Origin of the sequence: Muribacter muris (assembly GCF_001038205.1) — a bacterium.
Lineage (GTDB): Bacteria > Pseudomonadota > Gammaproteobacteria > Enterobacterales > Pasteurellaceae > Muribacter > Muribacter muris.
This window is the reverse complement of the sequence record NZ_JWIZ01000008.1, coordinates 47,995-61,487: the sequence shown is the minus strand read 5'-3', so window position 1 is coordinate 61,487 and position 13,493 is coordinate 47,995. Positions and strand designations below refer to the sequence as shown.

Below are 13,493 nucleotides of genomic sequence, written 5' to 3'. Positions count from 1 at the left end.
AGCCAATGACAGCGCAACTTTCTCTCGATCATATTTCAGCACTTGCCGATAAGGATATGCAAGCGGTCAATACTGAAATTCTCGCCCAACTTAATTCCGATGTGGTTCTGATAAACCAGCTCGGGCATTATATTATTAGTGGCGGCGGCAAGCGCATTCGCCCTTTAATTGCAGTGTTGGCGGCGCGAGCGTTGGGCTATGAGGGCAATCAACATATCACCTGCGCAGCCTTTATTGAATTTGTCCATACGGCGACCCTTTTACACGATGATGTGGTGGACGAGTCGGCAATGCGCCGTGGCAAAGAAACCGCCAATGCCCGTTTTGGGAATGCGGCAAGTGTGTTGGTCGGCGATTTTATTTATACCCGTGCCTTCCAAATGATGACGAGTGTCAATTCCCTTGATGTGCTGAAAGTGATGTCGGCAGCAACAAATGTGATTGCCGAGGGCGAAGTGCAGCAGCTAATGAATGTGAACGATCCCGATACGACCGAAGAAAACTATATGGGCGTAATTTACAGTAAAACCGCCCGCTTGTTTGAGGCGGCAACCCATTGTGCCGCCTTAGTTGCCGAGGCTAATCCGGCTCAAATTGCGGCGTTGCAGGATTATGGTCGTTATCTCGGTACGGCATTTCAGTTAATTGACGATATTTTGGATTACAGCGCCAATGCAGAAAAATTAGGCAAAAATATTGGGGACGATTTGGCGGAAGGCAAGCCGACCCTGCCGCTCTTACACGCAATGCGTTACGGTAATCCGCAGCAGGCTGCCTTAATCCGTGAAGCAATTGAGCAAGGTGGCAAGCGGGAAGCGTTACCGGCAATTTTGGCGATTATGGCGGAGCATCATTCTCTTGATTATGCGATGCAGAGGGCTAAACAAGAGGCGCAAAAAGCAGTCGATGCGATCGCGATTTTACCGCAGAGCGAATATAAAACCGCACTGGAAGCCTTAGCCTATTTGTCGGTGGATCGCAGCTACTAATTTTGCTTAAAAAAAACAGGGGGTTGTATGAAAATAGGCGTTTTACTTACGCTTATGAGTTTCGCAATATCGGCATTAGCACAAACGGCTAAACCAGAAAAATTAGCGCTCACCCAGCATCAACTCAAGCAAAAAAGCGGCGACAATCCGAGGCAGATTTACGAACCTAATGTCAGCGATAAGGTAGGCGGTCGTCCGCTTTATATCAGCGATAGCCAAGGTAATATTACCCCCTATCAACTTGCGACTGCTAGCGACAAGCATATCTATCGGCATCCGGATAATAAAGCGATCGCTTCCGCACAGTCTGAACAACAACGTTTTAAAATGACCTATCATTCCGATACGCAGCATTTGGAAACGATGAAATGCCATAAACAAGGCTTTAACCGTGAACATTGTGAATACACGCCGAAGGGCAGCCGATTTAACCAGGTTCGGGACTAATGGTTCCGATATTTTATAAACAGAGTGATTACCACCATTTATGACAACCGAAAATCCTATCAAGAAAACCCGTAAGGGCAAAGAGCCGAGCGCCCCTTTTGTGAGGGAAAAACTGACACTCCCAAACGGGCATAATAAATTATTGCTACACTCGTGCTGTGCGCCGTGTTCGGGTGAAGTGATGGAAGCGATCCACGCCTCCGGCATTGACTTTACAATTTATTTCTACAACCCGAATATCCACCCGCTCAAAGAGTATTTAATTCGCAAGGAAGAGAATATCCGCTTTGCCGAAAAATGGGGCATTCCGTTTATTGACGCCGATTACGACCGCCAAAACTGGTTTGACCGTGCCAAAGGTATGGAAGACGAGCCGGAGCGGGGCATTCGCTGTACAATGTGCTTTGATATGCGCTTTGAAAAGGCAGCACAATATGCCCACGAAAACGGCTTTCCGGTCTTCACCAGTTGCCTCGGTATTTCCCGCTGGAAAGATATGAACCAAATCAACGGCTGTGGACATCGGGCTGCGGAAAAATACGATGATGTCGTCTATTGGGATTACAACTGGCGCAAAGGCGGCGGCTCGCAACGAATGATTGAAATCAGCAAGCGCGAACGTTTTTATCAGCAGGAATACTGCGGTTGCGTCTATTCCTTGCGGGACACTAACCGCTGGCGTGAAGCAAACGGTCGCCAAAAAATTGAAATCGGCAAACTCTATTATTCCGCCGATTAACAAGCGGTTCGATATGCCCTAATTTTTGCAAACATAACTTGAGGAAACGAAAATGGACTTTTGGCAAGGCTTTATTATTATCACAGGCATTCACCTTCTTGCCGCAATCTCGCCGGGACCGGATTTTATCTATGTGTCTCAACAAACACTCAGCCGTGGGCGAGCCGCCGGGCTAATGTGTGCATTGGGGGGTGGCTTAGGATTTGGCGTGCATATTTTATATTCCGTGCTGGGTTTAGCCGCCGTGATTGCCTCTGCTGCTTGGCTGCTGACTGCCATTAAAATTGCCGGTGGGGCTTACTTAATTTACCTTGGCTATCAAGGCTTAAAAGCAAAAGCGAAAAAAGACGTGATGGACATCAGCGCACAGCAGGTTGAGCCGGAATCCTCACTCAGAACCTTATGGAAAGGCTTTCTTTGTAACTTGCTTAATCCAAAAGCCCCTGTTTATCTCGTTTCTGTGTTTACGGTGGTACTTTCACCGGAAATGCCGATGTGGCAGCTCAGTATTTACGGCGTATGGATGATGTTTTTACTGTTTTTATGGTTTGCAACGGTAGCGTTTTTGCTTTCCGTTCCGTCTGTCAACAGCAGATTTCAGAAAGCAGGGCATTGGATCGACCGTATTTTAGGCGGTCTAATGGTCGGATTGGGGATTAAAGTGATTTCAGGTTAAGCTAGCTGCCTAGCTAAAATAAGAACAATCGGTCGGAATGTTAGCCGTTCTTGCACCGCACTATCCGGTGGTAGCGCAGAGGTTCCAACAAGCCCATTTCAGCGGGCAATGTATTGAACAGCTCACATTTTAGGCAATTAGTGATGAGACTGGGTGTTAAGATGAATACAAGGGCGGGGACAATATGAATGAAACTGCGCAATTTTGGCGAAATTGGATTCAAGGTTGGCAGCGTTGTCGCCACATCTTAAATCTTGAGTATTTCAATGGTGGGTGTTGCTTTGAACTTCGAGACGGTCGCCGAGAAAAAGAGTGGTTACTGTTCGATCCCGCTCAACTAGCCGCCGTTTTACCACGGGTCTCTCATCGGGATTATCTGTGTATCAGCGGGATTGATGCACGTTTTTCCCTGCCGCAAGGGTGGAAGCCAATGATGTTAGCAGATATGATGGTTAACGAGCAGTTGTATGCTATGCAACCGAAAAGTGTCCCTGAAAATGTAGTGGTGGATTATGTTCGTTCCGCCGAGCATTGTCGGATCACTTTTAAAAGTGAGCAAGGGGAGATAATGTGTCGCGGGCAGGTCGGCTACTATAACGGCTTTGCTGTCTTTGACAGAATCAATACGGATCTCGCATATCGCCGTCAAGGTTGGGGCAGTATGATGATGAATCTGCTCTCTCAAGAGGCGTTATTAAATGGAGTGAAAACGGGGTTATTATGTGCCAGCGAGCAGGGCAAATTGCTCTATCTCTCGCTGGGGTGGCGAAGTATCGGGCAGTATTTAAGAATAGTACGGAACGATTACACACGAGACTAACACTGTGCCGATCTCGGCATACTGACTAATAAGAGGATAAAAATGACACAATTTGCAATGGTTTTTCCGGGGCAAGGTTCTCAGGCAATCGGAATGTTAGCGGATTTAGCACCGCTCTACCCTGTGGTTGAACAGACGTTCCAACAAGCCAGCGAGGTACTGGGCTACGATTTATGGGATTTAGTCCAAAACGGCACAGCGGAAGCGCTAGGGCAAACGGAACGCACACAACCGGCATTATTGGCGGCATCAGTTGCGTTGTTCCGCATTTGGCAGCAAAAATTCCCGGCTCAGCAACCGTCCGTAATGGCGGGGCATAGTTTAGGCGAATATTCCGCCTTGGTTTGTGCTGGCGTGTTGGATTTTCAGCAGGCGATCAAATTGGTCGAACTGCGAGGGCAGTTGATGCAACAAGCCGTGCCGGCGGGAACAGGGGCAATGTATGCGATTATCGGCTTGGATAATCAGCCGATTATTGATGCCTGTGCCAACGCAGCGGCGGAAACGGGCGAAGTAGTATCGGCAGTAAACTTCAACTCACCGGGGCAAGTGGTGATTGCCGGTACAAAAAACGCGGCGGAACGTGCGGCGGCATTGTGTAAAGAAGCCGGGGCAAAACGGGCATTACCGCTGGCGGTGAGTGTGCCGTCTCACTGTGCGTTGATGAAACCGGCGGCAGAAAAACTTGCTGCCGTGTTGCAAAAAATCAGCCTCAACCCACCGCTTGTCAATGTGATCAACAATGTTGACGTGGCGGTTGAAAAGGATCTGGAAGCGATCCGTGATGCGTTGGTGCGTCAGCTTTATAGCCCGGTTCGTTGGACGGAAACGGTGGAAAAAATGGCTGAACAAGGTATCACAATGTTATATGAAATCGGGCCGAATAAAGTGCTGACGGGCTTAACCAAACGCATTGTGGCGGATTTATCCGCTCAAGCGGTCAATGATGTGCCGTCTTTTGAAGCCGTTTCATTCTAATTTCAAAATTAAGGAGAAAAAATGCAAAAAATCGCACTGGTTACGGGCGCAACCCGTGGCATTGGTAAAGCTATCGCACAAGAGCTGGTTGAAAAAGGCGTTTTCGTGATCGGAACAGCCACTTCGGAAAAAGGCGCAGAGGCAATCAGCGCTTATTTAGGCGAAAAGGGCAAAGGGTTGGTGTTGAACGTTACTGATGCCGATTCCATTGATGCCACCCTTGCCCAAATCAAAGCGGAAGTGGGTGAAATTGATATTTTGGTGAACAATGCCGGCATTACCCGTGATAATTTGTTAATGCGAATGAAAGATGAGGAGTGGTTCGACATTATGCAAACCAACCTCACGTCCGTTTACCGTCTATCCAAAGCAATGCTGCGCGCAATGATGAAAAAACGCTTCGGGCGGATCATCACTATCGGGTCAGTGGTCGGTTCAATGGGTAATCCGGGGCAGACTAACTATTGTGCGGCAAAAGCGGGGGTAATCGGTTTTTCCAAATCGTTGGCAAAAGAAGTGGCGTCCCGTGGCATTACCGTGAACGTGGTCGCACCGGGCTTTATTGCAACGGATATGACCGACGAATTATCGGACGAACAAAAACAAGCGATTTTAAGCCAAATTCCGGCGGGGCAGTTAGGGCAGCCGAAAGACATTGCCAAAGCAGTTGCATTCTTAGCCTCCGACGATGCCGCTTACATTAACGGCGAAACCTTGCACGTCAACGGTGGCTTATATATGCAATAATCTCAACAAAAGTTTGTTGGCGACCGAATTTTACTCGTGTAGAATTCGGTTTTTTCTTTCTCGGTTTTTTGCCAAATCGTATTATTTGGCTATTGACGATTTTTTAATGGATAGTGTTCTTCTCTTAGAAGAATAAATGTTTAACTTACCTTTAGGAATGTGTATGAATAAAAATACGCTTGTTATCGGCTTTATGCTCTTTGCCATCTTTTTTGGCGCAGGTAACCTGATTTTCCCACCGAAGCTCGGCTTGGAAAGCGGGTTGGATTTTTGGTCTTCCATCAGCGGTTTTGTAATTACCGGTGTCGGTTTGCCTCTATTGGGTATTATTGTCAGTGCCTTTTATGAAGGCGGCTATAAAGCCGTGCTGAACAAAGTTCACCCACTGTTTTCTCTGTTATTTTTAATGGCGATTTACTTGGCGATCGGTCCATTCTTTGCTATTCCCCGCACTGCCGCCACTTCCTATGAATTTGCGGTATTACCCTTTGTGAGTGAAGGCAGCTCAACTTACCTGTTTGTTTTCACCGTGATTTACTTCGCCATTGCGCTTTGGTTGAGCCTTAACCCGTCTAAAATGGTCGAACGTATCGGGGCGATCTTAACACCTGCCTTACTACTTTCTATCTTCGCCTTGATTATTGTGTCCGTTTTCGCTTACGCCAACAATACGCCGTTAGCGGTTGATAAAGATAGCAGCGAAGCGCTATTCGGCGGAATGGTTGAAGGGTATCAAACAATGGACGCTCTCGCTTCCGTTGCCTTTGCCGTTATTGTTCTCTCGGCAATCAAAGCGAAAGGCGTTTCCGGCAAAGCGATGATCAGCCAAACCATTATGGCGGGCTTAATTGCTTCCGTAGCACTCGGCATTATCTATATCGCATTAGGCTGGATCGGTAACCACATTGCCATCGACCAAAGTACCTTAACCCAACTTGCCACAGAAGGTAAAAACATCGGCGCATTTATTTTAAACAAAGCGGCATCTGATAATTTCGGCATCTTCGGCAGTGCGCTACTCGGTTTAATCGTAACACTGGCGTGTTTAACTACCACGATCGGTTTGATCGTGTCCGTATCTGAATATTTCTACGAAGTATTCCCGAAAATCAGCTATAAAATTTATGCAATTTTATTTACCCTAATCGGTTTTATCATTGCTAACCAAGGCTTAAATGTAGTAATCAGCAAATCCGTACCGGTACTGCTCGTGCTTTACCCAATCACAATGACGGTGATTTTATTACTGTTAGTGAATATTTTCGTCAAGATCCCGCTGCTTGCCCAACGTATCTCCCTTGGCTTAGTCACGATTACCTCCATTTTATCTGTTGCAGGGGTAGAATTTATCAGCCAACTGCCGCTGAAAAACTACTCAATGGAATGGCTACTACCGGCAGTCATCGGTTGTGTTGCAGGTTATCTGCTTAACCCTGTGATTGGCGAAAAAGCCTAATCGCCAAGCGGTCGGTTATCCTTCACATTTTGCAAAAAAAGCAAGTAAACTGACCGCTTACCGTTCAATTTAAGGATTTAAAATGCCGGAATTACCTGAAGTTGAAACCAGCCTGAGAGGGATTGAACCCTATCTGCACGGCGAAACGATCAAACAGATTATCTCCCGCACGGAACGACTGCGCTGGGCGATTTCACCGCAACTGGCGCAAATGCAAGGGGCAAAAATCCAGCGTCTTTCACGTCGTGCCAAATACCTGATTATTCACACCGACCGAGGCGATATTCTCGTTCATCTTGGAATGTCCGGCTCGCTCGGTATTCTGTCCGAGCAACAGCCGAAAGCTATCGGCAAACACGATCACGTGGATTTAATCACTGAAAGCGGCACGATTTTACGTTATAACGACCCACGCAAATTCGGTGCGTGGCTATGGGTAGAAAAGGCAGAAAATGCCGAATTGCTGGCAAAATTAGGCCCTGAACCGCTCTCTGATGCTTTTACAAGCGGTTACTTATACGAGAAAAGCCGCAAAAAAACCGTCGCAGTGAAAAATTTCATTATGAATAATGAGGTGGTGGTGGGCGTGGGCAATATCTACGCCTGTGAATCACTGTTTATGGCGGGTATTCACCCCGACATCGCCGCCCAAAATTTAAGCCAAGCCCAATGCGAAAAATTGACTGACGTAATCAAATCGGTATTGCGTAAGGCGATCATTCAAGGCGGCACAACCCTCAAGGATTTTATTCAACCGGACGGCAAACCCGGCTACTTTGCTCAAGTTCTGCAAGTGTACGGTCGCAAAGGCGAAGAGTGCAACGACTGCGGCAATATTATCCAAGCGAAAGTTATCGGCCAACGCAACAGCTACTTCTGCCCGCATTGCCAGCCGTTACCGAAATGATTTTTTATTGATGAAAATGAACATTTGGCAATCTCGCTCGCTGATTACTTGGCTACTCTCGCCGTTTTCGTTGCTGTTTTGGTTGGTTAGCCAACTTCGGCGGCAGCTTTATCGTAAAAAAATCCTGCCAACCTACCGCTCGCCTGTGCCGGTGCTGGTGGTCGGTAATCTTTCTGTCGGCGGAAACGGCAAAACGCCGGTGGTGGTGTGGCTGGTGGAACAATTACAGCAACGCGGGCTGAAAGTCGGCGTGATTTCACGGGGCTATGGCGGGGAAAATCGTGTATTTCCCCAGTTAGTGAGAGCGGACAGTTCACCGCAGCAAATGGGCGATGAGCCGGTGTTGATCGCCCAGCGTACCCAAGCTCCCGTGGCAATTTCTCCCGACCGCCGACAAAGCATTGAATTACTGTTAAGCCGATATAACTTGGACATCATCATCACCGATGACGGCTTGCAACATTATCGTTTAGAACGAGATATCGAATGGGTGGTGGTGGACGGCGAACGCCGCTTCGGCAACGGTTTTGTGCTACCCGCCGGCAGTTTGCGTGAGCTGCCGAGCCGTTTGGCAGCGGTACAAGCGGTGATTTGCAACGGCAAATCTGCAAAAGCCGGAGAACATCAAATGACCCTTACCCCAAGCTATGCCGTCAATCTTAAAACGGGTGAAAAACGCACGCTTACGGCATTTCGGCAAATGCCTTGTGTCGCAATGGCGGGCATCGGCTATCCGCCCCGTTTTTTTACGATGTTAAGTCATTTAGGTATTTCGCTGCAAGCCTGCCACGCCTTTGCCGATCATCAAGCCTACTTACCTGAACAACTTTCTGCATTGGCAACAAGCGCAATACCGCTATTGATGACGGAAAAAGATGCGGTAAAATGCCAAGCGTTTGCGGAAGATCATTGGTGGTATGTGCCGGTTTCTGCCACATTTAGCCCCGAATCGACCGCTTGTCTGATTGATCCGATTTTAACGTTAGTGAGAACACGAAATGAACGAAAAACTGCTTGATACCTTGGCTTGCCCGATTTCCCATCAAAAATTAGAGTGGGATAAAGCCAATAATCGCCTGATAAGCCCTGCCGCCCAAGTTGCCTATCCGATTGAAAACGGCATTCCGGTACTGCTGCCGGAAAAAGCGGAAGCACTATAAAACAATGAGGGACGCCAATGCGTCCCTCTTGTGTTCTACGGCAGATTATCTTGCACGGAAAATAATGCGACCTTTGCTTAAATCGTACGGGGTCATTTCAACGGTTACTTTATCACCGGTTAAAATGCGAATGTAGTTTTTACGCATTTTTCCTGAAATGTGAGCGGTTACAACGTGTCCGTTTTCTAATTCCACACGGAACATTGTGTTCGGTAAGGTTTCTAAAATTGTACCTTGCATTTCAATGCAATCTTCTTTAGCCATTTATTCCTCTTTGTCTGATGAATGTCATTTATTACAGCCGTTTTCGGCAAAACGGGAGATATTATACTCTCACACGGGCGAATTTCAATCATTTACGGCGAAAAGCGCGTCGGCGAGAGTGAAAACGCTGGCTTGGCGGGCGATTTTCCGTTGAAACCGCTTTTAACGGTAAATGTGCAGCCAAATGCGATTTGCGTTTAAACAGGTAAAAGCAACTGACAAACAGCCCGCCGGCTAAAAATAAGATAATCAACTCACCGTAGAGCAGGTGAAATAATTCATTGACTTTACTTTGCGTGGTTTGTCCGTATTGCATATCGAAGGTAACTCGCAAAAAACCGACCAAATTTTGCTGGGCGAAAATCGGCTCGACTATTTGCTGGGTGGACTGGTTAGGGCTATCGAATGTGGCTTGCGGCACAAACGGGCGGGCATTTTCACTTTGGGCAATCAACTGACCGTTTGCCGAGTAGAGATTGGCATCAATCACAAAATCTTCTTTGGCAAAGGTGTCTAAGGCTTCCGTCAATTCATCATTCTTGGCTTTTCTCACCAGCAGTAACGAAAATAATTTGGCTTGCTGACGAACCAGTAAATGCGAAAGGTTAGAGACTTGGTTAATGCCGGCAAGTTGTGAGCTGAGTTTAAATTGCCCGATGCCGTTTAAGATCAGCCCGACAATTGCCACGCAGACTACCAAAATCACCGCCATTAAGTTGCTTTTTATCGCTTTTTCACGGGTTATATACATAAATTTCCTCTCTTTTAGGCGATGAATTTTAGCCTGTAAATGCGTTGGAGTATAGCCCCGCTTTTTTGGCGACAATCTAGACAGTCGCAGATTATTTTTTTATTATGCGTGCTTTGATTTTTTAACCGATAACGACTATGCCTCAGCCTTTTTTTATCTACGCCAAAACCTTATCCGATGACCAAATTCACGCCTTTGCTACTCAAATTGAGCGGGCTTGTTTAGGCACAACCGCCTATTTGGATTATCGTCTTGCTTTTTTTGAGGGTGAACTGACCGCTTGCATTCGCCAAGCCGCCCACGCCATTGCCGCTGATGTGAGTAAATTAGCCCTTACCCCGCAATTAGACCAAGCGGGATTGCTGGTAATGGATATGGACTCCACCGCTATTAAAATCGAATGTATTGATGAGATTGCCAAACTTGCCGGCACGGGTGAGTTGGTGTCCGCCATTACCGCCAGTGCAATGCGTGGTGAGTTGGATTTCGAGCAAAGCCTGCGTAAACGGGTCAGTACCCTTGAGAATGCCCCCGCCGCCATTTTGCAACAAGTGCGGGCAGCACTGCCGTTAATGGACGGCTTTGAACAACTGGTCGCGATGCTCAAACAACACGGTTGGAAAGTGGCGATCGCCTCCGGCGGTTTTGATTATTTTGCCGATTATTTGAAAGAAAAATACGGTTTAGATGCCGCAGTCGCCAATCAGTTAGAAATCCAAGACGGCAAACTCACCGGTGCCGTGCTAGGCAAGGTGGTTGATGCGCAACATAAAGCCGACACTTTACAAGCCTTAGCCGCCGAGTTCAACATTGCACCAACGCAGTGGGTGGCAGTGGGAGACGGCGCAAACGATTTGCCGATGCTCAAAACGGCACGTTTAGGCGTGGCACTGCACGCCAAACCGGCGGTGCAGGCGCAAGCCAACACGGTGGTTAATTTCGGTGATCTCACCGCTTTACTGGTACTGCTGAATGCGGCAGCACTGTTTCAAGCGATGAAAAGCACGGCGCTTGATAATTAGGTATTCCTACCCCGCTATCATACCTAATTGATTTTTTCAGGGATGATTTAGTCCCAAGCCTTTTAGGAATAATAACGGTTAATATGATTTTTAAATTGGAGCAAATTGATGTTAAGTTCTCAACAATTTCAAACCTTATTTGATGCAACACTCAACCGCTATTGCGAAGCACGTTTTTTAACCCCTTCGCAGCTATCGGATACCCAATGGTATCAATTCCTCGCCACCCTTTCTCACCAAACGGTTTTGCAACATTTTCCCGCTAACGCCCCGCTTGCGAATACCCGCAAGGTCAATTATTTATCAATGGAATTTTTGATCGGGCGTTTATTGGGCAATAATTTGTTGAGCCTAGGTTTATACGATGAAACCAATCAACAATTAGCCAAATACGGTAAAAATCTGGTCGATATTTTAGAACAAGAGCGTGATCCGTCATTGGGTAACGGCGGGTTAGGACGGCTGGCTGCTTGTTATTTAGACTCAATGGCAAGCCTCTCCCAACCGGCGATTGGCTACGGCTTGCACTATCAATACGGCTTATTCAAGCAAGCCTTTGGTGATGAAGGTCAGCAACTGGAATCCGGCGACGGCTGGGAGCGTGATTTTTATCCGCAACAATATCATCGGGCGGATTTCCGCCAAACAGTCGGCTTCGGCGGTAAAGTGAGTCTTATCAGCGGCGATAAATATGCGTGGCAGCCGGAATGGACAATCTTCGGCGAAGCCTTTGATTTGCCGGTGGTCGGCTACAAAGGCGTGCAACAACCGCTCCGCTTGTGGCAGGGCTACAGCGAATCCGCCTTTGATTTGGCAACATTTAACGACGGCGACTACCTTGATGCCGAAAGCCGTGTGGTCGATGCCGCCAAGCTCACCAAAGTATTGTACCCGAACGACAATCACGCCGAAGGTAAAGCCTTACGCCTAATGCAGCAGTATTTCCACTGTGCCTGCTCGGTGGCGGATATTCTGAAAAATCATCTAGCGCAAGGCAGAACCCTTGAGCAACTGCCTGAATTTGAGGTAATTCAGCTCAACGACACTCACCCAGCGATTGCGATTCCGGAATTACTCCGCCTGTTACTCGACCAATACGATCTCAGTTGGGAACAAGCGTGGGCAATTGCAAGCAAAACCTTTGCTTACACCAACCACACCTTATTGCCGGAAGCCTTAGAGCAGTGGGATCAAAAATTACTCACCCAACTATTACCACGTCATATTTTAATCATCGAACGGATTAACGATCAACTGCGTCAGCAAGTAGAAGCGGCGTTCGACAAAGCGGAATTTGATGCGGCGTGGCAAGAAACCGCTGTCTTGTTCGATCAACGTGTGCGTATGGCAAACTTATGTGTGGTCGGCTCGTTTGCGGTAAACGGCGTGGCGCAAATTCACTCGGATTTAGTCGTCAGCGATCTCTTCCCTGCCTATGCCCGCTTATTTGAAGGACGCTTCCACAATGTTACCAACGGCATTACCCCTCGCCGTTGGATTCGCCAAGCCAACCCGAAATTAAGCGCCTTATTGGATCAACATATTCAAGGCGACTGGACGCAGGATCTCTCGCTTCTCAACCAAATTGAACCGCTTGCAAAAAATCCGGCATTTCAGACCGCTTACCGTGCGATCAAACAGCAAAATAAACAGGCATTGGCGGCGGAAATCGAGCAAACCCTCGGCTTAAAGGTGAACTGTGAGGCGATTTTTGACGTGCAGATCAAACGTTTCCACGAATATAAACGTCAGCATCTCAATTTGCTCAATATTATTGCGACTTACCAATCGCTCAAAGCGAACCCGCAGCAAGATTTCGTGCCGCGTGTGTTTATCTTTGCCGGCAAAGCTGCACCGGGCTATTTTATGGCGAAGCAAATTATCCAAGCCATCAACGGCGTGGCGAACGTGATTAACCAAGATCCGGATATGCAGGGCAAATTGCAAGTGGCATTCCTGCCGGATTATCGTGTCAGTTTAGCGGAAAAAATTATTCCGGCGGCAGATGTTTCCGAGCAAATTTCCCTTGCCGGTAAAGAAGCGTCCGGCACAGGCAATATGAAATTAGCGTTAAACGGGGCGATTACCCTCGGTACGCTAGACGGTGCGAACGTCGAAATTGCCGAGTTTGCCGGTAATGAAAATGTGGTGATCTTTGGGCATACGGTGGACTCCGTGCGGGAATTACGGGAGCAAGGCTATGTTTCCAAAACCTACTATGAGCAAGATGCAGTATTAAAACAGGCGATTGATACCTTGGCAGACGGCACCTTCTCAAACGGCGATACCGAACGTTTTGAAGCACTGGTAAACGATATGCTTAACCACGATTACTTCTGTGTGCTTGCCGATTTCGCCAGCTACCGTGAGGCGCAGGACATCGTTGCAAAACGTTATCAGGATCAGACCGCTTGGGTGGAATCCACCATTCTGAATACCGCCCGTTTAGGCGCATTCAGCTCCGACCGCTCAATACGTGATTACCAAACCCGTATTTGGAAAAAATAATCCGAGGATTGACAATAAAAAGGGACGCT

Annotated in this window: 14 protein-coding genes and 1 pseudogene; 13 read left to right on the top strand and 2 right to left on the bottom strand. The window is 47.6% G+C overall.

Translation table 11 applies throughout. From position 1 onward, the window contains the following. Positions 1-5: 5 nt before the first annotated feature. From ispB to RO21_RS01625, 11 genes and pseudogenes are all read left to right on the top strand, one after another. Complete coding sequence (gene ispB, locus RO21_RS01675) at positions 6-989, top strand: octaprenyl diphosphate synthase (protein ID WP_047976064.1); 984 nt, start codon at positions 6-8, stop codon at positions 987-989. Positions 990-1,016: 27 nt separating this feature from the next. Then, positions 1,017-1,436, top strand: coding sequence for a hypothetical protein (locus RO21_RS01670; RefSeq protein ID WP_047976063.1), 420 nt, complete (start codon positions 1,017-1,019; stop codon positions 1,434-1,436). A 79-nt stretch (positions 1,437-1,515) separates the two neighbouring features. Then, positions 1,516-2,175 (top strand): annotated as a pseudogene (locus RO21_RS01665) (epoxyqueuosine reductase QueH); the annotation flags it as partial. Between the two features lie 52 nt (positions 2,176-2,227). Next, a complete protein-coding gene (locus RO21_RS01660; protein WP_047976061.1) occupies positions 2,228-2,851 on the top strand; it encodes a LysE family translocator in 624 nt (207 codons plus the stop codon). A gap of 184 nt (positions 2,852-3,035) precedes the next feature. Further along, positions 3,036-3,671: a GNAT family N-acetyltransferase gene (locus RO21_RS12055; protein WP_053067695.1), complete on the top strand. Its 636-nt coding sequence runs from the start codon at positions 3,036-3,038 to the stop codon at positions 3,669-3,671. A gap of 42 nt (positions 3,672-3,713) precedes the next feature. Further along, on the top strand, positions 3,714-4,649 hold the full coding sequence (gene fabD / locus RO21_RS01650; protein WP_047976060.1) for an ACP S-malonyltransferase: 936 nt from the start codon (positions 3,714-3,716) through the stop codon (positions 4,647-4,649). A gap of 21 nt (positions 4,650-4,670) precedes the next feature. Further along, positions 4,671-5,396, top strand: coding sequence for a 3-oxoacyl-ACP reductase FabG (gene fabG / locus RO21_RS01645; RefSeq protein ID WP_047976059.1), 726 nt, complete (start codon positions 4,671-4,673; stop codon positions 5,394-5,396). Positions 5,397-5,559: 163 nt separating this feature from the next. Beyond that, entirely contained in the window at positions 5,560-6,852 is a 1,293-nt protein-coding gene (brnQ, locus tag RO21_RS01640; protein ID WP_047976058.1) for a branched-chain amino acid transport system II carrier protein, read from the top strand. Positions 6,853-6,934: 82 nt separating this feature from the next. Next, entirely contained in the window at positions 6,935-7,759 is an 825-nt protein-coding gene (gene mutM, locus RO21_RS01635; protein WP_047976057.1) for a bifunctional DNA-formamidopyrimidine glycosylase/DNA-(apurinic or apyrimidinic site) lyase, read from the top strand. A 16-nt stretch (positions 7,760-7,775) separates the two neighbouring features. Beyond that, positions 7,776-8,777 carry a tetraacyldisaccharide 4'-kinase gene (gene lpxK / locus RO21_RS01630; RefSeq protein ID WP_047976086.1) on the top strand — a complete coding sequence of 334 codons (1,002 nt, stop codon included), beginning with the start codon at positions 7,776-7,778 and terminating at the stop codon, positions 8,775-8,777. Then, complete coding sequence (locus RO21_RS01625; protein ID WP_047976056.1) at positions 8,758-8,919, top strand: Trm112 family protein; 162 nt, start codon at positions 8,758-8,760, stop codon at positions 8,917-8,919. The genes lpxK and RO21_RS01625 overlap by 20 nt, the downstream gene beginning before the upstream one ends. A gap of 45 nt (positions 8,920-8,964) precedes the next feature. Here RO21_RS01625 and infA read toward each other — a convergent pair whose 3' ends face one another. Together infA and RO21_RS01615 are read right to left on the bottom strand one after the other, a co-directional pair. After that, the gene (gene infA / locus RO21_RS01620; protein ID WP_005712424.1) at positions 8,965-9,183 is read right to left on the bottom strand and encodes a translation initiation factor IF-1; all 219 of its coding nucleotides are present in this window, start codon (positions 9,181-9,183) and stop codon (positions 8,965-8,967) included. Positions 9,184-9,271: 88 nt separating this feature from the next. Continuing rightward, a complete protein-coding gene (locus tag RO21_RS01615) occupies positions 9,272-9,934 on the bottom strand; it encodes a YtjB family periplasmic protein (RefSeq protein ID WP_047976055.1) in 663 nt (220 codons plus the stop codon). Positions 9,935-10,071: 137 nt separating this feature from the next. Between RO21_RS01615 and serB the strand changes: the two genes are divergently transcribed. Both serB and glgP read left to right on the top strand, forming a co-directional pair. Next, positions 10,072-10,956, top strand: a complete 885-nt coding sequence (gene serB, locus RO21_RS01610) for a phosphoserine phosphatase SerB (RefSeq protein WP_047976054.1) — start codon at positions 10,072-10,074, stop codon at positions 10,954-10,956. Positions 10,957-11,064: 108 nt separating this feature from the next. Then, positions 11,065-13,464: a glycogen/starch/alpha-glucan family phosphorylase gene (glgP, locus tag RO21_RS01605; RefSeq protein WP_047976053.1), complete on the top strand. Its 2,400-nt coding sequence runs from the start codon at positions 11,065-11,067 to the stop codon at positions 13,462-13,464. Positions 13,465-13,493: the final 29 nt, after the last annotated feature.

Excerpts from the sequence above, each read along its gene's own strand:
- infA (WP_005712424.1), bottom strand. The coding sequence starts at position 9,183 with ATGGCTAAAGAAGATTGCATTGAAATGCAAGGTACAATTTTAGAAACC.
- brnQ (WP_047976058.1), top strand. The coding sequence starts at position 5,560 with ATGAATAAAAATACGCTTGTTATCGGCTTTATGCTCTTTGCCATCTTT.
- mutM (WP_047976057.1), top strand. The coding sequence starts at position 6,935 with ATGCCGGAATTACCTGAAGTTGAAACCAGCCTGAGAGGGATTGAACCC.
- RO21_RS01660 (WP_047976061.1), top strand. The coding sequence starts at position 2,228 with ATGGACTTTTGGCAAGGCTTTATTATTATCACAGGCATTCACCTTCTT.
- ispB (WP_047976064.1), top strand. The coding sequence starts at position 6 with ATGACAGCGCAACTTTCTCTCGATCATATTTCAGCACTTGCCGATAAG.
- glgP (WP_047976053.1), top strand. The coding sequence starts at position 11,065 with ATGTTAAGTTCTCAACAATTTCAAACCTTATTTGATGCAACACTCAAC.
- RO21_RS12055 (WP_053067695.1), top strand. The coding sequence starts at position 3,036 with ATGAATGAAACTGCGCAATTTTGGCGAAATTGGATTCAAGGTTGGCAG.
- RO21_RS01615 (WP_047976055.1), bottom strand. The coding sequence starts at position 9,934 with ATGTATATAACCCGTGAAAAAGCGATAAAAAGCAACTTAATGGCGGTG.
- fabD (WP_047976060.1), top strand. The coding sequence starts at position 3,714 with ATGACACAATTTGCAATGGTTTTTCCGGGGCAAGGTTCTCAGGCAATC.
- RO21_RS01670 (WP_047976063.1), top strand. The coding sequence starts at position 1,017 with ATGAAAATAGGCGTTTTACTTACGCTTATGAGTTTCGCAATATCGGCA.
- RO21_RS01625 (WP_047976056.1), top strand. The coding sequence starts at position 8,758 with ATGAACGAAAAACTGCTTGATACCTTGGCTTGCCCGATTTCCCATCAA.
- serB (WP_047976054.1), top strand. The coding sequence starts at position 10,072 with ATGCCTCAGCCTTTTTTTATCTACGCCAAAACCTTATCCGATGACCAA.
- lpxK (WP_047976086.1), top strand. The coding sequence starts at position 7,776 with ATGAACATTTGGCAATCTCGCTCGCTGATTACTTGGCTACTCTCGCCG.
- fabG (WP_047976059.1), top strand. The coding sequence starts at position 4,671 with ATGCAAAAAATCGCACTGGTTACGGGCGCAACCCGTGGCATTGGTAAA.